The organism is Vibrio sp. Vb0667, assembly GCF_033391095.1.
In genome coordinates this window covers 1-23,115 of record NZ_JAWPOL010000045.1, presented here as the reverse complement: position 1 = coordinate 23,115, position 23,115 = coordinate 1, and the positions used below count along the sequence as shown (strand labels likewise).

The following is a 23,115-nucleotide window of genomic DNA, read 5'->3' as shown; positions in this document are numbered from 1 at the left end:
GAGAATTATATGAACTTGGAACGTTCCGAGCGTATCGAGATCCCGGTACTACCTCTACGTGACGTAGTGGTCTACCCACACATGGTTATTCCATTGTTTGTTGGTCGTGAGAAATCGATTAGCTGTCTAGAAACGGCGATGGAAACCAACAAACAAGTTCTTCTTGTGGCACAAAAGCAAGCGGATACTGACGAGCCTACGGTTGACGACCTATTTGACGTAGGTACGGTAGCCACCATTCTCCAGCTCTTGAAGCTTCCGGATGGCACAGTAAAAGTATTGGTCGAAGGCCAGCAGCGAGCAAAAATCAATCACTTTAAAGAGAGTGACTTTTTCCTAGCGGAAGCTGAATTTGTTGTTACGCCAGAATTGGATGAGCGTGAGCAAGAAGTGATTGTTCGCAGCGCGATTAATCAGTTTGAAGGGTTCATTAAGCTAAACAAGAAGATTCCACCAGAAGTGCTAACGTCACTTAATGGTATCGACGAAGCCGCACGCTTAGCGGATACCATTGCGGCTCATATGCCGTTAAAGTTGGTGGATAAGCAGCAAGTGCTTGAAATTGTTGACGTCACTGAGCGTCTGGAATTCCTGATGGGCCAGATGGAATCAGAGATCGACTTGCTGCAAGTTGAAAAACGAATTCGTGGTCGCGTTAAAAAGCAAATGGAAAAATCTCAGCGTGAGTATTATCTGAATGAGCAAATGAAAGCGATTCAGAAAGAACTTGGTGAGATGGAAGACGCACCAGACGAGTTCGAAACGCTACAGAAGAAGATTGACGAATCAAAAATGCCTCAAGAGGCACGTGAAAAGACAGAGCAAGAGCTGCAAAAGCTTAAGATGATGTCTCCAATGTCTGCTGAAGCAACAGTGGTTCGTAGCTACATCGATTGGATGGTCAGCGTTCCTTGGGCTAAGCGCTCAAAAGTTAAGAAAAACTTAGCGAAAGCAGAAGAGGTTCTTAATGAAGATCACTACGGTCTAGAACGCGTCAAAGAACGTATCCTTGAATACCTAGCGGTTCAAAACCGTATCAACAAGCTAAAAGGTCCTATCCTTTGTCTTGTTGGTCCTCCTGGTGTAGGTAAAACGTCTCTTGGTCGTTCAATTGCTTCAGCTACAGGCCGTAAGTATGTTCGTATGGCGTTGGGTGGTGTGCGTGATGAAGCGGAAATTCGTGGTCACCGTCGTACTTACATCGGCTCATTACCAGGCAAATTGATCCAGAAGATGTCGAAGGTTGGTGTGAAGAACCCGCTGTTCTTATTGGACGAAATCGACAAAATGTCTTCAGATATGCGTGGTGATCCGGCATCGGCTCTACTAGAAGTACTGGACCCTGAACAGAATAACTCGTTCAACGATCACTACCTAGAAGTGGATTACGATCTCTCTGACGTTATGTTTGTTGCGACATCGAACTCGATGAACATCCCGGGTCCATTGTTAGACCGTATGGAAGTTATTCGTTTATCTGGTTACACCGAAGACGAGAAGCTGAACATTGCAAAACGTCACCTTGTTGATAAACAAGTGAAGCGTAATGGCTTGAAAGCGGATGAGATCGTCATTGAAGATTCTGCGATTATTGGCATCATTCGTTACTACACGCGTGAAGCGGGTGTCCGTAACTTAGAGCGTGAGATTTCTAAGATCTGCCGTAAAGCGGTGAAGAACATCTTGCTGGATAAGGACATCAAGTCAGTAACGGTAACGATGGACAACCTAAAAGAGTACTTAGGTGTTCAACGTTTCGATTACGGTAAAGCGGATGAAAGTAACCGAATTGGTCAAGTAACTGGCCTAGCTTGGACCGAAGTGGGTGGCGATCTATTAACGATTGAAACTCAATCAATGCCAGGTAAAGGTAAGCTGACACAAACGGGTTCTCTTGGTGATGTGATGCAAGAGTCTATCCAAGCAGCAATGACAGTCGTTCGCTCTCGTGCAGAAAAGCTAGGTATTAATACTGACTTCTACGAGAAGAAAGATATTCACGTACACGTCCCGGAAGGCGCGACACCAAAAGATGGCCCAAGTGCGGGTACAGCAATGTGTACAGCATTGGTTTCTTCTCTAACAGGCAACCCTGTGAAAGCAGAAGTAGCGATGACGGGTGAAATCACACTGCGTGGTGAGGTTCTACCTATCGGCGGCCTAAAAGAGAAGTTACTTGCGGCACACCGTGGTGGCATTAAGACAGTGCTAATTCCAAAAGATAACGAGCGTGATTTGGAAGAGATTCCTGATAATGTTATCGCGGATCTGGAAGTTATCCCTGTACAGTGGATTGATGAAGTACTGAAAGTCGCACTAGAGCGAGACCCGACGGGCGTTGAGTTTGAGTCTCAAAAATAGTGATGTGTAGCAAAAATAAGTAAAAGTTTACGCTGATAAGCCCAAAAAGGCTTGTCAGCGTTTTTTTTGGGCGCTAAGTTAGTTTCGATAGCTGCCAGCCCTTGATGAATAAGGGGTGGAGCATATTTTCTTAACAATGGAACGAAAGTCATCACAAAAATAATCACAGATGACACAAAGGGGAAATTACAGTGAATAAAACTCAGTTAGTAGAACAAATCGCAGAAAATGCAGATATTTCTAAAGCGTCAGCGGGTCGTGCTCTAGATGCATTCATCGAAGCAGTAAGCGGAACTCTTCAATCTGGTGATCAAGTCGCTCTAGTTGGCTTTGGTACATTCAGCGTTCGTACTCGTGCTGCACGTACTGGTCGTAACCCAAAAACTGGTGAAGAAATCCAAATCGCAGAAGCAAAAGTACCAGCTTTCAAAGCTGGTAAAGCACTGAAAGACGCTTGTAACTAATCACGGCGTTATTTCTGTAACCGGCCATTTGCTTAACTTTTGCTCAAACAATAAGTTTCGAACAAAAATTTACAAACTTCGAGCCGAACTTTCTTAAATTATGCGCATCATACTGATGCGCATTTCTTTTTCTGATATTATTGCGCCATTATTTCTATTAGATAGAAGCAGTAGGCTTCAATTGTGGAGAGCAGTTAAATTATGATGGATCGACTACGCGAAGGCGTGAATAGCATCGCGGTCAAAATTATCCTTGGACTTATCATCCTGTCTTTCGTATTTGCAGGTGTAGGTAGCTACATCGTTGGTGGTAGCAACAACTCTGCAGCGAAAGTCGGTAACACTGAGATTCCTCGTGGTGAGTTCGAGATGGCATACCAAAATGAGCGTAACCGTATGCAAGCTCAGTTGGGTGACTACTTCTCTCAAATGCTGGCTGACCCTGCATATGTTGAATCTTTCCGCAAATCCGTTTTAGATCGAATGATCAATGACGTGTTGCTTGACCAACAAGCTGAAGCTTTGGGTCTGCGAATCAGCGACACTCAAGTGCGTAGCATGATTCTAGACATGCCTCAGTTCCAATCTAATGGTCAGTTTGATCAAGAGATCTATCAAGCTTCTTTGCGTCGTGCAGGCTTTTCGCCAGACTCTTTTGCTGAGTACATGCGTCGTGAATTGGTTCGTGAGCAACTGCTGAATGCGCTACAAAACAGTGAATTTATTCTGCCGGGCGAAGTACAAGCAGAAGGCAAGCTGTTCACTCAAACTCGTGATATTCGCACGATTCAGATCGACTTAGCGGAGTTCGCGAAAAATATTGAATTGACCGACGAAGAAATTCAAGAGTACTACAAAGCAAACCCAGACAACTTTACACGCCCAGAGCAGGTTAAAGTCTCTTACATCGAACTATCAGCTGAAGCGCTAAAGGAACAAGTTAATGTTTCTGATGCTGAGGTGAAAAAGTACTACGACGAGCACTTAAACAAATACTCTTCAGAAGAGCAACGACGTGTCGCTCACATTCTTGTAGAAGGGGACGATGAAGCAAAAGCGCAAGCTATCCTAGATGAGCTAAACGCGGGTGCAGATTTTGCGACGCTTGCTCAAGAGAAATCTGACGATTTTGGCAGCGCTGAAAACGGTGGTGACTTAGGTTGGATCGAGCGTGATGTGATGGACCCTGCTTTTGAAGAAGCGGCATTCGCACTGAAGAATCCTGGCGATACGTCGGGTCTAGTAAAGTCGGACTTTGGCTATCACATTATCAAGCTTGAAGAGCTAAAAGATTCTGTGGCGAAGCCATTTGAAGAAGTCGCTGCTGAAATCAAACAAGAGATGGTTGACCAACAAGCTATCGATCAATTCTACGAGTTGCAAAATGAGCTTGAGCGCGTAGCGTTTGAATACCCAGACTCATTGTATGATGCTTCTCAAGCGGTTAACCAAGAAGTGAAGACAACGGACTTTATTTCTCAGGTTGATGCACCTGAAGTGCTTCGTAGCCCTGCTGTAATGCAAGCTATCCTGAGTCCTGAAGTTAAAGAAGATGGCCTAAACTCTGAAGCTATCGAAGTTGCGCCTGAGCATATTATCGTTGTTCGTGTTGAAGATGCGCGTGACGAGACAGTTCTTCCACTAGAAGAAGTGAAAGATCAGGTTGTTGCAGAGCTATCTCGTGTTAAAGGTGAGCAAGAAGCGATGGAGCTTGGAACACAAGTCGTTGCGGCATTGAAAGAAGGTAAGACGAACGTGCTTGCTGAAAACAATCTTGCCTTTGGTGAACAAGAGACAGTAGATCGTCGTTCTCCGTTGGCAACAACGGTATTCGCGATGGCAAAACCAGTCGATGGTAAACCAGTATACGGTCAGTCTAAAGATCTTGAAGGTAACATCATTATCATCGAGCTTGATGCTGTAAACGCAGAGCTAGATAGTGAGTTAGAAGATCAAGTTGCGATGCAAATGCAGCGTGCATCTTCTCAGCAAGACTTATCATCTGTACTAGCCGTACTGCGTGCAAATACTGACATTGAGTACTTTGTTGTGAGCAACTAAGCACAATTAGTGTAATTTGTATGTTGAATAAAACGGACCGCATAAGCGGTCCGTTTTATTTTTGTCTTTATGAACTTCAATCATCAATAGGCATTACTTAAATTAGTGCGCGTTTAAGTGATAGCGGCCGTTGTGAATTCCGGGTCATCTCAGTTTGTTAAATGCATAACCATATTGCTTTCCATTGCAAACTTGATAGTGACTCGCTCTCGATGACTGTTTTTAGCCTACTATTTTGGAGATTGTATGTTCAATATGAAATGGATTTTGACATTGTGCTTATTTGTTTTTGCACCTTTTAGCATGGCTGCGGATTCAGCCACTGACAAATATGAAGGAATTGAAATTACTGTAAATATCAACACGGCCACTGCTGAAGAAATTGCGACCATGTTGAAAGGTATAGGTGAGAAGAAAGCGCAGAGTATAGTGGACTACCGCGAGGAACATGGCCCTTTTAAAACGGCAGCAGATTTGAAGAGCGTAAAAGGCATAGGTGAAGCGACAGTTAAGAAAAACGAAGACCGCATTTTACTGTAGCTTGATGTATTGCAGATATTGAGTCTGAATTCAGAACAATATCTGTTTCCCTATTACTGCTTTCCCGAACCAGCTCCTCTTTCGTGGTTCGGGATTTTTTATCCGAATAAACGACGGCGAAGGCCTTTTTCCAGTAAAGCCATTACTAACCCACCGAGTGCGCCAAACATATGAGCATCAATAGCAACGTTTGCACCGATAAGCTCAGCAGTACTGCTGGATGGGCCATAGACCTGCTCCCATGCTACTTTGGCGATTAGCCCTCCGACTAACAACACACTGCTTCTTCTGCTTTCAAAGACTTCTCTGAGCGCCCAAAATCCAAACAATCCGTGTAATACGCCGGATAAACCCACGTATACCGACATGTTGGTAAACAAATTCAGCGCACCAACACATGCACATAAGATTGAAAAAACGATAAGGAAGTTACGAGTGCTTGGGCGAAAAATAAAAGTAATGATCCACAATCCGGCGAGGTTCATTCCTAAGTGCGCAAAGTTGGTATGTGTGAGATTTCCTGTTACGATTCGCCACCATTCACCATGGCGTATATTGTAGCTGTGCCACTCGGTTAGGCTTGCCATTGGTTCAAATTGAAGTATCAAACAGATCACGCTGATAATACTCAGCAAGGTATAAAGGTTCACTCTATGTCTCGTTATTGTTCTCGTTGTGGAAAATCGCAAAAAGCGTGTATTTGCCAATGGATTGTACCGCTGGCAAGCGAGGTAGAACTTATCATTCTTCAGCACACGAGTGAAGAACATCGTCCGCTTGGTACGGCACGGATTCTCAATTTGAGTTTAGATAACTGTATTTGTTTGATAGGAGAGGACTTTTCTTGTGATGATGTCTTAAATCACTTATTAGCGGATAAGTCATATCAACATTTTGTTCTTTACCCATCAGAAGAGTCACGATGCATTTCTGAAATCACTCAAGCGAGTCATAGTGTATCTAAGAAAATACGTTTGATTTTGCTCGATGGTACGTGGAAAAAAGCGTACAAAATGTGGCAACTCTCAAGCAACTTACATTCATTCCCAACCGTGCAGTTGCCTAAGCAACTACAAGGGCACTACACCATTCGTAAGGCGCCCTCTGAGAATAGCTTATCGACAGTCGAGGCTGGTTATCATTCGCTTCGCTTGCTTGAACCCGAGCGAGACTTTACACCGCTGATGCGTGCCTTTGAAAAGATGATCGAATTCCAAATCGCCCAGATGCCTCCGGGCGTTTTTGAAAAGAATTACTTGAAAGGTTGAGTGTTACTAAAGAACGATGGAAGAGAAAAGTTGGCGGTGTAGCTTTTGCGCGTGACCATCGGTCATTGCAGAAATATAATCGGCGATGACCCTCATCTTATTGCTCTCGCTCTTCGCCTGACACCACAGATCTTTTGTATGAACGGGTAGTAATCGCTCTGGGTCTGCTGTTAACGCTTCAAAAATATCCATAATAATTTGCTGACCCTTATACTCAACGATCTGGACCTGCGGGACTTGGATAACGAAGGTGCTGACAAAGTGCTTGAGTACGTCAAGTGCACGTGCCATCTGTGGTTCTAAACACGCATTCCAAGACAGTAACGGGTTATTAAACGGCTCATCCACCGCTTTGATTGAAATGCTGGTCAGTAGCGCGTTAACCATACCACCGATAGCATCTTTCCGCTCATGGTGCTTACCGCTAAATAGCATCTGTCCGATGGAATCGATATGAGCTTCAAACCACGGGTCGCCACAGTCCGCTAATTGACTTGCTGCGCCTTCTTGCCATTGCTGACGTGTCACCATACCAAGTACGATTGCATCTTCTAAATCATGAACACCGTAGGCGATATCATCTGCTAACTCCATGATTGAGCAATCGAGTGATTTAAAACGCGTTTTACTGTGCTCAAACTCCGATTCTGGCGTTGAACGCATCAGACTAAGCAATGCCTTGTCGTTGTCAGAAAGCGGTGCAATTACCCAATCAAATAAGTCTTTATCACAATCATAAATGCCTTTAGCTGGGCTCCAATCTTTTGCTTTTAGTTTACGTTGATGCTCGGCTGGTTGAGGCAACTTGACGGAGCGTGTTTGACTAATGAGGGCAGGGTACTTAATCAAACCAAGCAGTGTGCGGCGTGATAAATTCATTCCGAAATGCTCGGTATAAGGCTCTAACTTAGTGACGATACGAAAGGTTTGGGCGTTCCCCTCGAAGCCGCCATGTTCGCGCATTACGTAGTTTAGAGCGACTTCTCCCCCATGACCGTATGGAGGATGCCCGATGTCGTGAGCCAAACATAATGAATCAATTAAGCTGTCTGATGGTAATAGTTCACGGAACTCTGGTTGTTTTTTCTTTAACTGGGCGACGATACCGGTCCCGAGTTGCGACGCTTCTAAGGAGTGCGTTAACCGACTGCGGTGAAAGTCTTCCAAGCTATTGCCGTGTACTTGGGTTTTTGCTTGTAGGCGTCGAAATGCAGCCGAGTGAAGAATGCGCGCTCGGTCTCGTTGGTACGGGCTCCGATGGTCGTCTCGACGGATTTTATGCTCATCATCATGGCGCTCTTGCCATTGCGGGTGTAATTCAAACGACACGATTATCTCCGTAAGCTAACTGATTTCATCTAACGATAATTCGAAACTTGGGGCAAAGGTATTGAGAAAGTAATCCATTTCAGGCGTTCTGCGTTCTTGCAAAGTGACGTCTAAGCGTTTTTTTGCCAGAGCGAACTCATGGTTGCCGGCGCTTAGTTCTTCGAGACATTTTAAATAGGCACAGATGGAATCGGCTTGCTTAACGATTTTTGCGTCCTCTTCATGTGCAGAGTGAGAAAGAAGATAGGGGGCAAAATCATCTTGGAACTCTTCCGGTAACATTGAGAGTAATTTTTGTTCCGCTGCCGATTCTATCTTCTTATATTCTTTGGCAATTTCAGGGTTGTAATACTTCACTGGAGTTGGAAGATCACCCGTTAATACTTCACTGGAATCATGGTACATGGCAAGAATCGCTATGCGCTCTGGATTAAGGTTGCCGCCGAACTTTTTGTTTTTAACTAGGGCAAGGGCATGAGCGACAAAAGCAACTTGTAAGCTATGCTCTGAAACGTTTTCTGGTGAGACGGACCGCATTAAAGGCCAGCGTTGGATCAGCTTCATTCGAGCCAGGTGGGCGAAAAAATGGCTTTCTTTCATGGCTTTCTCCGTTTCTGGTGTAAAAAAGGAACTCACTAGGAGTTCCTCTAAGCATATGAGAGATCAGCACTAATTACTACCAGTGATTCATTACTGGCTGTAGGTTGATAGGAATCTTTCAAAACGTCCAATGGCGATTTCTAGATCTTCAACGTGCGGTAGTGTCACGATGCGGAAGTGGTCTGGTTTTGGCCAGTTAAAACCAGAACCTTGCACCAGTAAGACCTTCTCTTGTTTTAAGAAATCTAAAACCATCTGCTGATCGTTCTTGATGTTGTACATTTTAGTGTCGATTTTCGGGAAGAGGTACATCGCACCCTTAGGTTTGACACAAGAAACACCAGGAATCTGATTGATCAGTTCATACGCTCGGTTGCGCTGCTCTAATAAGCGTCCGCCAGGTAAAATCAGTTCATTAATACTCTGGTATCCACCTAACGCGGTTTGAATCGCATGCTGCATTGGTACGTTTGCGCATAAACGCATCGATGAAAGCAGCTCCAAGCCATTCACGTACCCTTGAGCCAGATGTTTAGGCCCCGTTAGGAACATCCAGCCACCACGGAAACCACAAACACGGTAGGCTTTTGAAAGGCCATTGAATGTCATGACTAGCACGTCTTCAGTGAGTGTGGCGACTGAGGTATGTGTTGCACCGTCGTACAACACTTTGTCGTAGATCTCATCTGCGAAAATGATCAGTTTGTGCTTGCGTGCTATCTCAATCACTTCAAGTAGGAAGTCACGGCTGTATACCGCACCTGTCGGGTTGTTCGGGTTGATCAGAACAATGCCACGTGTCTTTGGTGTGATTTTCTTTTTGATGTCTTCAAGGTCTGGGTACCAGTCAGCCTCTTCATCACATAGATAATGAACCGGCTTACCACCAGATAGTGCAACTGAAGCTGTCCATAACGGATAGTCTGGTGCTGGGATCAGCATTTCGTCGCCATTGTTTAATAGCGCTTGCATGGCCATTACGATCAACTCAGACACGCCGTTACCTACATACACATCTTCGACATCTAGCGAGCGTATACCTTTACGCTGATAGTGTTGGACCACAGCTTTACGAGCAGAGTAAATACCTTTGGAATCACAATAGCCTTGAGAAGTCGGCAGATTACGAATCACGTCGACTAAAATCTCATCAGGGGCGTCAAAACCAAATGGGGCAGGGTTACCAATGTTTAGCTTTAGGATTTTATGCCCTTCTTCCTCCATGCGCTTAGCATGTTTGAGTACAGGACCCCTAATGTCGTAGCAGACATTGTCGAGTTTTGACGACATCCCGATATTTTGCATTGTTTAATTCCTAAAAATTCGTTAATTTCTTTATTAAAATACAATAATTTGTTTTTTATTAGAATATATATCTGTAAATAATCTGTCTGCTGGTTAAGTTTTGCTCGCTTGCTATCACAGGATTTTGCAAAAGATCGCATACGACCTTGATTTGCTTTGGGTCTAAACTTAGAGTAGCCGTCAGTTACCATTTATCCTCACATACAACGAGGTTGATTTGTCACAGTTCCATCAAGCCGTAAAGAAAATTATCGAGCGAGTTCAGCAATCGGAAGGCAATCAAACACGTCTGGTCGAGCCCCTTAGCGAGAAACCTAATTTCTCATTTATTGATTGGCTTGATGCACAACCACTTTTCCCTAAGTTTTATTGGCAGTCCCGCGATACACGTGAAGAGGTCGTTGCACTAGGGCAATTGCACGCTTTTGTTGAGCCAGGTCCTGCTTATACCATTCTAGGTGAAGGGCAAAGAGTCTGGGGCGGGCGCTCTTTTGATGGACAGCATGAGAAGAATCGTCGCTGTATGCCTTCTTTTTTCTTTTTGCCTCAAATTGAGTTAATTCGTTTTGACCAACAGTGGTCTCTCGCAGTTAATATTTCAGAAGACAAAGCGCGAACTCTAGCTGGGTTGAATAAACTGGTTTGTGAGGTCGCGACCTTAGCTCCAATTTCGTCTCACATCTGCTCTATTGTTCATACGCCAAGTCAGCCTCAATGGAATGAGTTAGTTCATAAGGTTCTGACTGGTATAGAGAATGATGATTTTAAGAAAGTGGTTTTAGCGCGTCGCTCTACCGTGCAGCTTGATAACACATTAAGTGCTGCACAGCTACTTAAAGCAAGTTACTTAAATAACCATCATAGCTTCCATTTCATGCTGAGCTTAGACAGTAAGCACAGTTTTATGGGATCTACGCCAGAACGTTTGTATTCGCGTGTTGGGCATGAACTCCACACTGAAGCGTTGGCAGGCACGATTGGTCGGGGAGACAATGCCACTCAAGATATGGAGTTGGCGAATTGGTTATCCCAAGACCAAAAGAACCTCAACGAAAACCAGTATGTGGTGGACGACATCATTGACCGTCTATCACCGCATTCTGAAATGGTTGAAGTGGAAGCTGAACCGAGTTTGGTCAGACTACGAAAAGTGCAGCACCTTAAGCGAAATATTCACGCTAGTCTAAGAGCGGGGATAAATGGTGTTCAGTTGTTATCGGCGCTTCAGCCAACAGCGGCGGTTGCTGGCTTACCCCGACAAGAGTCCATGCAGTTTATTCTTGATAATGAGCCGTTTGCACGCGGCTGGTATGCAGGCTCTATGGGTTACATTAGCCATGAGCGTGCAGAGTTTTGTGTCGCAATCAGAAGTGCGCTTGTGCTCGGTGAGCAAGTACAACTGTTTGCGGGCGCAGGGATTGTTCCAGGCTCCATTGCAGAACATGAGTGGGCAGAACTTGATAAGAAAATGTCGACGTTACTTACGCTGATTTCTGATCATCCGCCATTGGGAGTCGCATCATGAGTCATGACCAAGCGGTGCTCAATCGAGTTTGGTCAGAAACCATATTGATTGAGCTTCAGCGATTTGGCGTTAAGCATGTTTGTATCGCTCCCGGATCTCGTTCTACTCCTTTAACTTTAGAAGCGGCAGAACAGTCCGACTTTTCCATTCATACTCATTTTGATGAGCGTGGACTGGGCTTTATGGCTCTTGGTTTAGCGAAAGCTACTCAGGAGCCAGTGGCAATTATCGTTACCTCTGGTACGGCAGTGGCGAACCTATTACCGTCGGTTGCCGAAGCCAAACTTACTGGTGAAAAACTGGTGCTGCTGACAGCAGATCGTCCAGTAGAACTTGTCGGCTGTGGTGCAAACCAAGCGATAAATCAATTGGGTATTTTTTCACATCATGTTTCGGCCAGTTTGAATTTACCAAGCCCAAATTTAGCAACGTCGCTTAACTGGTTGCTGACCTCTGTTGACGAAGTGATGTTTACTCAGCAATTGCAGGGTAGTGCTGTTCATATTAATTGTGCATTTCCAGAGCCTTTGTATTCCAACGGCGCAAAAGCGGATTATCAAACCTACTTAGATTCGGTCGCCGGATGGCGAAAAGGAAGCGGCACTTATACTCAGCGTTTTAGCCATTTGTCTCAGGCGAACATCCCGCCTTTTTCGGACAAAAAAGGCTTGGTTGTGATTGGCAGCTTACCGCTTGAACAAGCGCGTTCGGCGCAGGCATTTGCACAAAAGATGGGATGGCCAGTACTTGCAGACCCGCAAAGTGGCCTCAGTTCGGATTGGGCGTATTACGATGTATGGCTTCAACTTCCCGAGTTTGCAAACGAGCTTGAATCTTGTGAACTTATTATCCAATTTGGTAGCCGAATCATCTCCAAACGTTTGAACCAATGGATTGATAAACAAGTATCGAAAAATCAACAAAGTAAAGACGTTCAGTATTGGTATGTCTCACCTTGTATGGACCGGAATAACCAAAATCATCTGGCGCAAATGCACTGGGTTGAGCCTCCTAAAACGTGGGTTTCTCGCATTAGTTTTGAGAAGTCAATATTTGCTGGGTGGGCTGATAGGTTAGCGAATGACGTTAAGCGAGTTCATCAACGTATCGAAGAAGCCTTCCTATCTGATTCAGCGTCTGCCATTGACGAAATTGCGTTGGCAGCAGACATCAACGAGCGCACAAAGAACGTAGATGTTTTCTTGGGTAATAGCTTGTTTGTTCGGCTTGTCGATATGTACGGAAAATTGGATGGTGTAGAGGTTTTCACTAATCGAGGCGCGTCAGGGATTGACGGTTTGTTTGCTGCAGCATCAGGCGTGCAACGGGCAAGAGGTAATCCGTTACTGATGTATATCGGTGACACAGCAGCACTTTATGATCTCAATTCTCTGGCGCTATTTTCTCACAATAAACTGCCGGCGGTACTTGTTGTTACCAATAATGACGGCGGTGCGATTTTTGATATGTTGCCAGTACCACCAGAGCGCAGGACGACATATTATCAAATGCCTCATGGTTATCAGTTTGAACACGCGGCAAAGCAGTTTGGTTTGGCGTATTTGCATGTTTCTACACTGGAGCAATTCCAATCATCTGTAAAAGAGCATTTATGTCACGGCCAAGGAACGTTGCTGGTCGAGGTTCAAACCCCATCTAACCAAGCAGCTGAGACACTCAAGGCATTTAATAAGAGTCTGAATGCTTTACTTTGAACGTTTCCCTGTATTAGAAAAACACCAAAGTAGAACGTTGCCCACTTTGGTGTTTTTGCATGGCTTACTCGGTAGCGGTGCCGATTGGCTCGCGTGTTTAAATGCATTACCCGAATATGAGCGTGTTACGGTTGACCTTCCTGGTCACGGACGCAGCCAATCTATTTTTTGCTGCGATTTAAATGATTGCTGCAAACTTCTTGGTTCCACACTATCTTTATTATTTCCCTCACAACAACCACTTATTTTGATTGGATACTCTATGGGCGGCCGCATTGCGATGCATGGTATTGCCCATCAATGCTTTCCAGAGCTCAATATTGCAGGCGCGATTATTGAAGGGGGAAACTTCGGGCTTCAAACTGAGTCAGAGAAACAGGTGAGATTAGAGAATGATGCTCGCTGGGCAATGCGTTTCAAAACTGAACCACTTGAACGTGTTTTGAACGATTGGTACCAACAAGCGGTGTTTTCTTCACTAAACCATGAGCAAAGACAAACATTCATTGCGAAGCGAAGTGATAATCTTGGCTCAGCGGTGGCGAATATGTTGATGGCGACATCGTTAGCCAAACAGGCATATTTGTTGCCCTCACTGCAAAAGCAGAACATACCAGTGTATTACTTGTGTGGTGAGAAAGACCAAAAATTTAGCCAACTGGCACAACGTAGCGGGTTGGCGTATCGACAAGTTGAAGGCGCTGGTCATAACGTCCATCAAGAGCAGCCCAAACAGTTTGCGATACATACCAAGCAAATAATTCAGTCTCACTTTGGTGAGAGTAACGAGAACAATGGGAATCACCATGGCTAAAACAGTAGGCATTTCTGAAGAAGAACTTTACGCTCCGGTTCAATGGAAAGATTGCGGCGAGAAATACGAGGACATTCATTACCATAAGTCTGAAGATGGTATCGCGAAAATCACCATTGCGCGTCCTCAAGTGCGTAACGCGTTTCGTCCTCAAACGGTAAAAGAGATGATTGATGCGTTGGCAGATGCGCGTTACGACTCTGGTGTTGGCGTGATCATTCTGACAGGTCTAGGTGAAGACGCATTCTGTTCTGGCGGCGACCAGAAGATCCGTGGCGACTACGGCGGCTATAAAGACGACCAAGGCACACATCACCTCAACGTATTGGACTTCCAACGCGATATTCGTACTTGTCCAAAACCAGTGATCGCATCGGTAGCTGGTTGGGCTGTTGGCGGTGGTCATGTACTGCATATGATGTGTGATCTAACAATTGCAGCTGACAACGCTCAATTTGGTCAAACAGGCCCTAAAGTGGGTTCATTTGACGGCGGTTGGGGCGCATCTTATATGGCTCGTATCGTAGGCCAAAAGAAAGCTCGCGAAATTTGGTTCCTATGTCGTTTCTACAATGCTCAAGAAGCGGTAGACATGGGCCTAGTAAACACAGTTGTACCACTAGCGGATCTAGAGAAAGAAACCGTTCGTTGGTGTCGTGAAGTACTACAGCACAGCCCAATGGCATTGCGCTGCCTGAAAGCTGCATTAAACGCAGATTGTGATGGTCAAGCGGGTCTGCAAGAGCTAGCGGGTAACGCAACGATGATGTTCTACATGACTGATGAAGGCCAAGAAGGTCGTAATGCCTTTAACGAGAAGCGTCGCCCAGACTTCGATAAATTCCCTCGCAACCCATAATCCGTCTAAATGAGGAGCGTGTTAGCTCCTCTGTTCCTTTTTTCCTGAGCGCCTCGCCCTCTGGGAGGCTGGTGGGATTGCTCGTCAGAACGCTCAAATATACGGCATTACATAGGACTTGAATTATGCGTGAAGCGAAAATTTATCGTTATAGCTTGCCCATGGATAGTGGTGTCATCCTACGTGACAACAAGCTAACCGAACGTGTTGGTTATGTTGTTGCGCTTTCCGAAGATGGTAAAACAGGGCTTGGAGAAGTCGCTCCTCTTCCTGGTTTTAGCTTAGAGAGCACCGAAGATGCGGGTGTTCAGCTACAAGAACAGGCGGAGCGTTGGGTAGCAGAGTTGGATGTGGATTATGCCAAGATGTACCCGTCGGTTGCGTTTGGTTTATCGATGGCACAGCTTGAATTAGCTGGTGGCTTACCACAACAAGGTAAATACCAAACAGCGCCACTATGCACTGGCGACCCAGATGAGCTCATTCCAAAGCTGAACGAAATGGAAGGTGAGAAAGTCGCTAAGGTGAAAGTTGGACTTTATGAGCCAATTCGCGATGGCATGCTTGTGAACCTTTTTCTTGAATCAATCCCTCAATTAACGCTTCGACTCGATGCCAATCGCGCTTGGACACCAGAAAAAGCGCAGCAGTTCGCTAAGTACATTGCTCCGTCTCTGCGTCAACGAATCACGTTTCTAGAAGAGCCGTGCCGCTCTCCTGGCGATAGTCTCTCTTTTGCGATTAATACTGGTATTGCTATCGCTTGGGATGAAACATTGCAAGATGCGGTTCGTCGTGAAGATTTCCGTCTTGAAGATCTAACTGGTGTGAAAACGATCATCATCAAACCCACACTCATTGGTTCAGTGGATTTTTGTATTACACTGATAGAGAAAGCGAAGTCACTGGGGATGAAAGCAGTGATTAGCTCGAGCATTGAATCCAGTCTCGGTTTAACTCAATTAGCGCGCTTTGCCCAATGGCAGCTGCCTGATGAAGTTCCAGGTTTGGATACGATTGGCTTATTCAAAGCTCAGCTAGAGCAGGGCTGGCCTAAGTGTGAACTTCCCGTTCTTCCTCTAAAAGACCAGGAGATTGTGTGGCATTCTGCGTAGACAATATTGCGAAGGCACCATGGAAATATTGGGCTCAAACGAGCCCTTTTTCTATTGCACTCAAGACATCAACAGAAGTATTAAACTGGCAACAACTCTCGAAGCGTATTGACCAATACACTCACTATTTGAATGACTTGGGTGTAACTCGGGGGGATGTGCTGACTTTGGTTGGCAAGAACCAAGTAGAAACACTGTTGTTTTATCTTGCCTCCAAACAGTTAGGCGCGCTCGCTGCGCTGACCATGGAACAACCACTAGATAAGTTGCAGGGTAAGCTTGCTACACTTTACAGGCCTGATCAAACTCGGTTTATCTGGTTTTCTCTGGAGTGCGCTTCGACCTTTTCTGAACATGATATACAAAAACTCAAGGCAACATTGCTTTCACCGCCTGTAGTATCACAGAAAGAGAGTGATTCGTTGACTGAAGATAGCTATCATCATGACCGGCTAGCTTCAGTAGTATTTACTTCTGGCTCTACAGGGGAGCCTAAAGCTGTGGTTCATACACATCGACAGCATCTTGCGTCTGCAGAGGGCTTGTTGCAGGAGTTCATTTTCACTCAGCAAGATGCTTGGCTATTATCGCTTCCGCTGTATCACGTCTCTGGATTAGCGATTGTCTATCGTTGGCTATATGTCGGAGCAACACTAAAAGTCGGTTCAGGGAAACTTGTTGATGATATTCAGGGCGTATCACACGCTTCTTTGGTTGCGACTCAGCTCAAACGGTTATTGGATGATGATGCACATTTGTCATTGACACATGTGCTACTGGGCGGCAGTCACGTTGATCATGAGTTGGCACTACGAGCATCAGGGCAAGGCATTGAGACGTGGTTAGGTTATGGGATGACGGAGGCGGCCTCTACCGTTACCGCAAAGAGAATTGACAGCACCAGTAATGCTGGACATGTATTGAAGCACCGTAAGATAAAATTAGTTGACCAACGCATTTTTGTTGGCGGTAAGACATTAGCGGCAGGGTATTTCCATCAAGGACATGTTACCCCATTTCTGGATGAGAAAGGCTGGTTTGACAGCAAAGATCTTGGCGAGTGGCAAGGTGATGAATTAAAGATAATCGGCCGTGCCGACAATCAGTTTATCTCTGGTGGTGAGAATATCCATTGTGAAGAGATTGAAGCCGCTTTGAACCAAATTGATGGTGTAGTGCAGAGTATAGTGGTTCCAGTCGAAGACGCGGAGTTTGGTCATAGACCAGTAGCTGTGATTCAGACCAATGGATTGCGCAGCAAGTCGGAGTATGACCAGCACTTGCAATCAAAGTTAGAGAAGTTTAAATGGCCAGTGGAATACCATGTAATGCCACAAACTCTACTAGAAGATGGGATCAAAATTTCGCGTAAGGCCGTGAAAGAGTGGCTGTTGTCATCACTTCAGCATTAGTCAATTTTGCTATGTATTAGTCATAAAGAGAATTTCGTATCCTTATAACTCTGAATCATAATTATGCTTCTTCGTGGAGAGAAAATGCATAAGGTTCAGGATGGCAAAGCTAGTTTTAATTGCGGCAGTAGCACTACAAATTGGTATCGCGATAAGTAGTGAAGGGCTAGCCCGCTCTCTTGCAGAGCTAACGGCATTTTTGATCGCTATTGCGTTGGTCGTTATATACAAAAATAGCAAACGGGAAATGCCGTCCCCTCAACGCGATAAGCAGACCACCAATATCTAAAACAGTAACCAACTTAGAGAAGTGGTCGAAATTAACACCCACAGAGTCACACCAAACAACAGTGGCTTAGCTCCAGCAGACTTTAGTTTTGAAATTGAAATGCTACAACCTATCAAGAACAGACATACAACCAACGCTTGCTTTGCTCCAATGAAAATGCCGTGATAGACCATTTCAAATTGAGGAAATAAGTCGCTAAACGCGATAGCTGCACAGTACCAAAAAATGAAATAAGGGATAGCTAGTTTTTTCTTTCCATACTCTTTTTGGCCTCTTGAAAAGATGACGGCACTGATCAAAGCAACAGGAATGATCCATAAAGCGCGCGCGAGTTTCAATGTTGTTGCCGTAGTTAGCGCTTCTTCCCCATAGGCCGAGGCAGCCCCGACAACAGAAGATGTGTCATGAATGGCAATTGCAGCCCATGTGCCAAACGTGTGTTGATCTAGCCCTAAAGCATGTCCAATCACAGGAAACACAAAGAGTGCAATGGAGTTCAGGACAAATACCGTTGCCAGTGCTAATCCAATCTGCTCGTCTTTCGCTTTAATCGCCGGTGCCACAGCAGCAATTGCGCTACCACCACAAATTGCAGTACCTGATGAGATTAAGTAAGCGGTTACTCGCTCCAATTTAAGCACCCTGGCAATGAGAGTGCCCATGATCAGTGTGCCTGTAATAGTGGCGATGATCAGGCCGATACCATCCGATGTGACTGTAAGCGCTTGCTCGAAGTTGATGCCAAAGCCTAAGCCAATAATCGAGTAAGACAGCAGCTTTTTAGTAAAAGAAGCGATGGGCAGCTCGGAAGGCACAAAACCAAAACTTGCGAGTAGAAAACCGATAACTAGAGCAATGGGAGAGGAGGCAAGAGGGGTTAGACAAAAAAGTAACGCCAATCCAAACAGGAGGTAGTTTCTATTCAAGGTTTTTATTCGCTGTTGTGAATGAAAGGGAGAGTATATCGCACTGGGTGTGGTCAGTTTGTCTTAATGATTTGAACACATGTTCAGTTATCCTAAACATGTGTTCAAGTGTATTTATCGCCAGTCGCCTCTAAGTTGATGCACTTTATCGAACATTGTTTTTGCCGTTGCCTCGTTTGGTGGCACCGGTTGTCCTGCCTCTATTTCTAGCTTTGACCAAAATCGAGTCGGTAAGCCACAGCATGCGCGACCTTTTGCGCGGCTGAAATAGCTTCCCCATAAGCCTTTAAGTGCAACAGGTATGACAGGTACTGGACTACGACGTAGGATTATATCAATACCGCGCATGAATTCATTCATTTCACCATCTGAAGTTAATCTTCCTTCAGGGAAAATACAGACGATATGACCTTCGCTTAGCGCAGCTTCCACATCGTTAAATGCACGTCTGATAGAGCTTCTGTTACTCGCTGAAATTGGAATTACCCCAGTTCGACGTAAAAAGCGCCTTAATGGAGGTAGGTTGGCGTAATCTTCCTCCATCACAAAACGAATCAACCTTGGGCATACGGCACTAAGTAGCAATGCATCCATGTAGCTTACATGATTACATACAATCAATGCCCCACCATGCTCGGGTAGGTTGTGTAGATTCTTATGCTTAACTCGATAGATGGTGTGCGTAAGCATCCACATGACAAAGCGAACTACAAAAATAGGAATTTGCAAAAAGATGTAAGCGGCGACTAAGAAATTTAAAATGGCTAACAATGCAAACAGTTGAGGAATTGTCATCTTGATTACACTTAGGCACACAATACCTAAGACAGCGCTGCCGACCATAAACAGAGAGTTAAAGATGTTGAGCCCTGCGATGACTTGAGCACGTTCGGTTTCCTTTGCTCGATGCTGCATTAATGCGTAAAGAGGCACGATAAACAAACCGCCCGAAGCACCAATCATCAATAGGTAGAAAAATAATGGCCAAAAAGGCTCATATCTAAAGAAGTCTACAAAGTTATGGAAAGTAGGTAGATCATTGGGAATGGAAGTGGCCATTAGGTACCCAAATACCGTAATGCCAAAGGCACCAATTGGCACAACACCGACTTCTATACGATGGTTTGAGATCCAATTGCAAAGTAGCGACCCTAGCGCGATACCAATGGAAAATAGAGCGAGCAAGAAAGACACCGCACTCTCGGTGCCATTTAGGTAAATCTTAGTGAAATTCGGGAATTGTGTTAGATATGCGGCGCCTAAAAACCAAAACCAGCTTATTGCCATTATGCATTGAAAAACAACTCGATCGGATTTGGCGATAGAGAGCGTGTGTTTGGTTTGCTTGTATGGTTGCCAACGAAAAGAGAGATTGGGTGCGCTGGCTGCAGCAAAGGGGATTGAGCGGCTCGACAAGTAGCCTAACAATGCGAAGATCACGACACAAAATGCGGCGAGGTATTTTGCGTTGTCTGCAGAGGCTATAATCCCAGCGCCTAAGGTGCCAATAAGGATGGCGATAAAGGTACCAGCTTCAACAAGAGCGTTGCCGGGCACTAACTCTTTAGCATTTAACTTTTGAGGCAAAAGGGCATATTTAACTGGGCCAAAAAATGCTGACTGTGTGCCCATTAAAAACAGTAGCAATAAAAGCACACCATAACTTTCGGTTATGAATCCGATGGCACCTAACAGCATGATGGCTATTTCAAATAGTTTGACCTTACGAATAAACCATGACTTTTCATATTTGTCGGCTAATACGCCAGCGGAAGCAGAGAACAGAAAGAACGGTAGAATGAACAAGCCTGCCGCAAGGTTGATGAACAAATTGCTCGAAATAGGTAGTGCACTGGAGCCAGCGAATGCGACAAACAACAGCAAAACGTTTTTAAAAATATTGTCGTTGAAAGCGCCAAAAAACTGAGTAATGAAATAGGGCAGGAACTTTCTCTGCGTAAGTAAGGACGGCTGTCTGTCGGATGACATGGATAATCCTTTGTTACCAGTTCGTGAGGTAGTTAGAAAGAAGATTACTGATCAATTCTTTGCCATCAATCGGTTCACTAGAGAAAAACTTATCATCAACACTGAGTAAAGTAATGCCATGTACGCCAGACCAAAGGACTCGACTCGCTTGAATCACTTCGGATTCAGTACGATGTGGTGCGATTTGAGCCAATAGTGACTCTAGCATTCCCGTCATACCATCGATACGTTTGGCATGCCATTCCGGAAGTTCTGCTCCATTCATGTTGTGTTCGAACACTAACTGCCAACGGTATGGGTGTTTTTGAGCAAAATCGTGGTAGCAATAAGCGAGTTCAAAAAGCGCTTGATGGGAGTCTTTGCTGTCATTAGTCGCTTTGCGTGCTTCTTGAGATAACTCATCTAAAGTTTGAGCGACAACATGAAGCAACAACAAATTATAATTACCAAAAACATTTACCAATGTGCTTGGCACGTAACCAATCATGTTAGCGATTTTACGAAGACTGAGTTCGTGGTAAGAATTCTCATCTAAAAAGTTTTTGACCGTTGTTAACGTCAAATTCACTAACTCTTCTCGGGTGTGATCGTTTCTGCGCGCCATACTCTCAAACTACTTTATTGAACATCGTTCAATATGATAGTCAGCTACCTATTAACCGTCAACAAGGCAATGTGTCCAAGTGCCCTCAAGGTGTAGGATTCTGAGCTGTGTCACTGATTCTAATTCAAGTAAAACAATCTGGAGTATTAGTGAACTTATTCCATACTTTTTTTACATTGATCAAGCGCCTTCAGCTGAATTGTAAGCAGTGTGAGCAGTCTGCATTTTTGGCAATATTCTGATACATGTCAGCTTCTATAAGCTATTTTCATCAATCGGTATACAGAGTATGATGACTTAAAAATCATCTTTGGCGTGCTACTGTTTGAAACAACGATTGTTTCGTCTTGAAAATGGGGCACTATCTTAGATAGCTAACTTTAAGGATAACGATGAAACGTTTATTTTCTATTGTTGCTTTATTGATGTTTACTGTTGCTGTAACGCCTATCGCGGAAGCGAAGAAGTTTGGTGGCAGTAAGTCTTTCGGTAAGAGCTACAAAACTGCACCAGCACCGAAACAACAGCAACAAAACACCAATACGGTCGGCAAAGATCAGACGACAAAGTCTTCAAGTAAGAAAGGCCTTATGGGTGGTCTGCTAGGCGGACTTCTTGCTGGTGGTCTACTTGCTGCATTCTTTGGCGGTGCTTTTGAAGGTATCCAGTTTATGGATATCCTAATTATTGGTTTGATTGCCTTTGTCATCTTTAAACTAATGCGTGGTATGCTAGGTGCGAAGCAGGGCAGTATGAACCAGCATCGTCAACAGCCTGCATTTGGTGGCAACGCATCTAAGTTTGAGCAACCAAACATGCAAAACTTTGAGCAACAACCAAACACAAATAATGGTGGCTTTGGTGGTTTTGGCGCTCAAACAGACGTACCACATAACTACCCACCGGGTTTTGACCAAGCAGCGTTCATTAATGGTTCTCGTGAACACTATCGAATCCTGCAAGGTGCGTGGAATCACAACCAGTTAGAAACTATTGAAGAATATGTTTCTCCAAGCTTGTTTGAAGACCTAAAAGCAGAGCGCGCGAAGCTCGACGGTGAGCAGCATACTGACGTAATGTACGTTGATGCGGAGATCGTCCGTGCTGATTACGATGCAAATAAAGCACAGCTTAGTCTGCAGTTTAGCGGTCGTTACCGTGACACAGTAGAAGGTGTTGAAGAAGAAATCGAAGATATCTGGCACCTAGAGCGTGACTTGACTGCGCCTAATGCGCCATGGTTAATCGTTGGCATTCAAGGCTAGTCACCTTTAAACCAATTTAGTCACTAGTAAAAATCCCGCATCCCCTGCGGGATTTTTTGTATCTATCATTTATATTTCTTGTACGTGTTTTTATACAAACATCACTAATTGAGTCCGCTTGATAACTTTTGCTCTAATTTTGCGAGCCCACTTTTTCTAGTAAATCCTCAAGTGTTTTCCTATTTATATTGAACATTCATATTAAGGCCATACGAACTAACAAAATCAAAATAGCTAGTACATTGTTTGTAGGGTAAAGATCTGCTCCTCAGCCTTTTGTTTGTGGAGTTTCACATGGGGTTGGTTGCTTTAGTGAGATTGAGTATAGGTTATACCAATCGTAGTAAATAACTGGTCATTCTAGCTTGTTAAAATACTCGATAACTGCGTTGCAATTTTTGATTGTAGAATAACTACTTATCAAAAAATTGCGCCTTGTTCTCAAGCATTTTCCCTACGCTATTTCTGATCACTTATTTACCGTGATAGGTATTCAATCGAGAAGAGTTTCGGTTAGGAGTGAAAGGTTCGTTGTAGTAGGACTATGCTATCAAGATCCTGAAACGAAAAAAGCCAGCTCAATGAGCTGGCTTCTTCAATATGGTGGAGGGGGACGGATTCGAACCATCGAAGGCAGTGCCGGCAGATTTACAGTCTGCTCCCTTTGGCCACTC

At 44.6% G+C, this 23,115-nt stretch carries 20 protein-coding genes; 13 read left to right on the top strand and 7 right to left on the bottom strand.

Translation table 11 applies throughout. The features are described from left to right. The first annotated feature begins 9 nt into the window (after nucleotides 1-9). The 4 genes from lon to R8269_RS22140 all read left to right on the top strand — a co-directional run bounded on the left by lon (nucleotide 10) and on the right by R8269_RS22140 (nucleotide 5,426). Complete coding sequence (gene lon / locus R8269_RS22155; protein ID WP_005382343.1) at nucleotides 10-2,361, top strand: endopeptidase La; 2,352 nt, start codon at nucleotides 10-12, stop codon at nucleotides 2,359-2,361. Between the two features lie 191 nt (nucleotides 2,362-2,552). After that, nucleotides 2,553-2,825, top strand: a complete 273-nt coding sequence (locus tag R8269_RS22150) for an HU family DNA-binding protein (protein ID WP_005382341.1) — start codon at nucleotides 2,553-2,555, stop codon at nucleotides 2,823-2,825. Nucleotides 2,826-3,026: 201 nt separating this feature from the next. Further along, a complete protein-coding gene (ppiD, locus tag R8269_RS22145) occupies nucleotides 3,027-4,886 on the top strand; it encodes a peptidylprolyl isomerase (protein WP_005382334.1) in 1,860 nt (619 codons plus the stop codon). A 255-nt stretch (nucleotides 4,887-5,141) separates the two neighbouring features. After that, entirely contained in the window at nucleotides 5,142-5,426 is a 285-nt protein-coding gene (locus tag R8269_RS22140; RefSeq protein ID WP_031777211.1) for a ComEA family DNA-binding protein, read from the top strand. Nucleotides 5,427-5,524: 98 nt separating this feature from the next. Here the strand turns inward: R8269_RS22140 and rrtA are convergent, their stop codons facing one another. Continuing rightward, on the bottom strand, nucleotides 5,525-6,076 hold the full coding sequence (rrtA, locus tag R8269_RS22135) for a rhombosortase (RefSeq protein ID WP_005382331.1): 552 nt from the start codon (nucleotides 6,074-6,076) through the stop codon (nucleotides 5,525-5,527). 3 nt (nucleotides 6,077-6,079) lie between these two features. Here rrtA and R8269_RS22130 point away from each other — a divergent pair, with 3 nt between their 5' ends. Continuing rightward, nucleotides 6,080-6,694, top strand: coding sequence for a tRNA-uridine aminocarboxypropyltransferase (locus R8269_RS22130; RefSeq protein ID WP_017819919.1), 615 nt, complete (start codon nucleotides 6,080-6,082; stop codon nucleotides 6,692-6,694). A gap of 6 nt (nucleotides 6,695-6,700) precedes the next feature. Here R8269_RS22130 and R8269_RS22125 read toward each other — a convergent pair whose 3' ends face one another. The 3 genes from R8269_RS22125 to R8269_RS22115 form a co-directional block, all read right to left on the bottom strand. Beyond that, entirely contained in the window at nucleotides 6,701-8,023 is a 1,323-nt protein-coding gene (locus tag R8269_RS22125; RefSeq protein ID WP_170893740.1) for an anti-phage deoxyguanosine triphosphatase, read from the bottom strand. Nucleotides 8,024-8,038: 15 nt separating this feature from the next. Beyond that, nucleotides 8,039-8,623: a 5'-deoxynucleotidase gene (gene yfbR, locus R8269_RS22120; protein WP_170893739.1), complete on the bottom strand. Its 585-nt coding sequence runs from the start codon at nucleotides 8,621-8,623 to the stop codon at nucleotides 8,039-8,041. A 90-nt stretch (nucleotides 8,624-8,713) separates the two neighbouring features. Next, nucleotides 8,714-9,928 carry a pyridoxal phosphate-dependent aminotransferase gene (locus R8269_RS22115; protein ID WP_053303263.1) on the bottom strand — a complete coding sequence of 405 codons (1,215 nt, stop codon included), beginning with the start codon at nucleotides 9,926-9,928 and terminating at the stop codon, nucleotides 8,714-8,716. A gap of 217 nt (nucleotides 9,929-10,145) precedes the next feature. On the opposite strand from R8269_RS22115, the gene R8269_RS22110 reads away from it, so the two are divergent. The 7 genes from R8269_RS22110 to R8269_RS22080 all read left to right on the top strand — a co-directional run bounded on the left by R8269_RS22110 (nucleotide 10,146) and on the right by R8269_RS22080 (nucleotide 17,657). Then, on the top strand, nucleotides 10,146-11,453 hold the full coding sequence (locus tag R8269_RS22110; protein WP_170893738.1) for an isochorismate synthase MenF: 1,308 nt from the start codon (nucleotides 10,146-10,148) through the stop codon (nucleotides 11,451-11,453). Further along, on the top strand, nucleotides 11,450-13,168 hold the full coding sequence (menD, locus tag R8269_RS22105) for a 2-succinyl-5-enolpyruvyl-6-hydroxy-3-cyclohexene-1-carboxylic-acid synthase (RefSeq protein ID WP_053303261.1): 1,719 nt from the start codon (nucleotides 11,450-11,452) through the stop codon (nucleotides 13,166-13,168). Before R8269_RS22110 ends, menD begins: the two co-directional genes overlap by 4 nt. Continuing rightward, nucleotides 13,155-13,982, top strand: a complete 828-nt coding sequence (menH, locus tag R8269_RS22100; protein ID WP_042524030.1) for a 2-succinyl-6-hydroxy-2,4-cyclohexadiene-1-carboxylate synthase — start codon at nucleotides 13,155-13,157, stop codon at nucleotides 13,980-13,982. The genes menD and menH overlap by 14 nt, the downstream gene beginning before the upstream one ends. Further along, nucleotides 13,975-14,841: a 1,4-dihydroxy-2-naphthoyl-CoA synthase gene (gene menB / locus R8269_RS22095; protein WP_005382318.1), complete on the top strand. Its 867-nt coding sequence runs from the start codon at nucleotides 13,975-13,977 to the stop codon at nucleotides 14,839-14,841. Before menH ends, menB begins: the two co-directional genes overlap by 8 nt. A gap of 125 nt (nucleotides 14,842-14,966) precedes the next feature. Then, on the top strand, nucleotides 14,967-15,956 hold the full coding sequence (gene menC, locus R8269_RS22090; protein ID WP_042524032.1) for an o-succinylbenzoate synthase: 990 nt from the start codon (nucleotides 14,967-14,969) through the stop codon (nucleotides 15,954-15,956). Continuing rightward, entirely contained in the window at nucleotides 15,941-17,368 is a 1,428-nt protein-coding gene (menE, locus tag R8269_RS22085; RefSeq protein ID WP_169628631.1) for an o-succinylbenzoate--CoA ligase, read from the top strand. The genes menC and menE overlap by 16 nt, the downstream gene beginning before the upstream one ends. 100 nt (nucleotides 17,369-17,468) lie before the next feature. Next, nucleotides 17,469-17,657: a hypothetical protein gene (locus R8269_RS22080; RefSeq protein ID WP_005382314.1), complete on the top strand. Its 189-nt coding sequence runs from the start codon at nucleotides 17,469-17,471 to the stop codon at nucleotides 17,655-17,657. Here the strand turns inward: R8269_RS22080 and R8269_RS22075 are convergent. The 3 genes from R8269_RS22075 to R8269_RS22065 all read right to left on the bottom strand — a co-directional run bounded on the left by R8269_RS22075 (nucleotide 17,654) and on the right by R8269_RS22065 (nucleotide 21,176). Then, entirely contained in the window at nucleotides 17,654-18,583 is a 930-nt protein-coding gene (locus tag R8269_RS22075) for a YeiH family protein (protein WP_318222662.1), read from the bottom strand. The genes R8269_RS22080 and R8269_RS22075 overlap by 4 nt on opposite strands. 114 nt (nucleotides 18,584-18,697) lie before the next feature. Further along, nucleotides 18,698-20,572: an MFS transporter gene (locus R8269_RS22070; protein ID WP_005382310.1), complete on the bottom strand. Its 1,875-nt coding sequence runs from the start codon at nucleotides 20,570-20,572 to the stop codon at nucleotides 18,698-18,700. A gap of 13 nt (nucleotides 20,573-20,585) precedes the next feature. Then, nucleotides 20,586-21,176: a TetR/AcrR family transcriptional regulator gene (locus R8269_RS22065; protein ID WP_005382308.1), complete on the bottom strand. Its 591-nt coding sequence runs from the start codon at nucleotides 21,174-21,176 to the stop codon at nucleotides 20,586-20,588. Nucleotides 21,177-21,568: 392 nt separating this feature from the next. Here R8269_RS22065 and R8269_RS22060 point away from each other — a divergent pair, with 392 nt between their 5' ends. Next, a complete protein-coding gene (locus R8269_RS22060) occupies nucleotides 21,569-22,441 on the top strand; it encodes a Tim44 domain-containing protein (RefSeq protein ID WP_005384268.1) in 873 nt (290 codons plus the stop codon). The last annotated feature ends 674 nt before the right edge of the window (nucleotides 22,442-23,115 follow it).

Excerpts from the sequence above, each read along its gene's own strand:
- lon (WP_005382343.1), top strand. The coding sequence starts at position 10 with ATGAACTTGGAACGTTCCGAGCGTATCGAGATCCCGGTACTACCTCTA.
- ppiD (WP_005382334.1), top strand. The coding sequence starts at position 3,027 with ATGATGGATCGACTACGCGAAGGCGTGAATAGCATCGCGGTCAAAATT.
- R8269_RS22140 (WP_031777211.1), top strand. The coding sequence starts at position 5,142 with ATGAAATGGATTTTGACATTGTGCTTATTTGTTTTTGCACCTTTTAGC.
- R8269_RS22130 (WP_017819919.1), top strand. The coding sequence starts at position 6,080 with ATGTCTCGTTATTGTTCTCGTTGTGGAAAATCGCAAAAAGCGTGTATT.
- yfbR (WP_170893739.1), bottom strand. The coding sequence starts at position 8,623 with ATGAAAGAAAGCCATTTTTTCGCCCACCTGGCTCGAATGAAGCTGATC.
- R8269_RS22115 (WP_053303263.1), bottom strand. The coding sequence starts at position 9,928 with ATGCAAAATATCGGGATGTCGTCAAAACTCGACAATGTCTGCTACGAC.
- menD (WP_053303261.1), top strand. The coding sequence starts at position 11,450 with ATGAGTCATGACCAAGCGGTGCTCAATCGAGTTTGGTCAGAAACCATA.
- menH (WP_042524030.1), top strand. The coding sequence starts at position 13,155 with ATGCTTTACTTTGAACGTTTCCCTGTATTAGAAAAACACCAAAGTAGA.
- menB (WP_005382318.1), top strand. The coding sequence starts at position 13,975 with ATGGCTAAAACAGTAGGCATTTCTGAAGAAGAACTTTACGCTCCGGTT.
- menC (WP_042524032.1), top strand. The coding sequence starts at position 14,967 with ATGCGTGAAGCGAAAATTTATCGTTATAGCTTGCCCATGGATAGTGGT.
- R8269_RS22080 (WP_005382314.1), top strand. The coding sequence starts at position 17,469 with ATGGCAAAGCTAGTTTTAATTGCGGCAGTAGCACTACAAATTGGTATC.
- R8269_RS22070 (WP_005382310.1), bottom strand. The coding sequence starts at position 20,572 with ATGTCATCCGACAGACAGCCGTCCTTACTTACGCAGAGAAAGTTCCTG.
- R8269_RS22065 (WP_005382308.1), bottom strand. The coding sequence starts at position 21,176 with ATGGCGCGCAGAAACGATCACACCCGAGAAGAGTTAGTGAATTTGACG.
- R8269_RS22060 (WP_005384268.1), top strand. The coding sequence starts at position 21,569 with ATGAAACGTTTATTTTCTATTGTTGCTTTATTGATGTTTACTGTTGCT.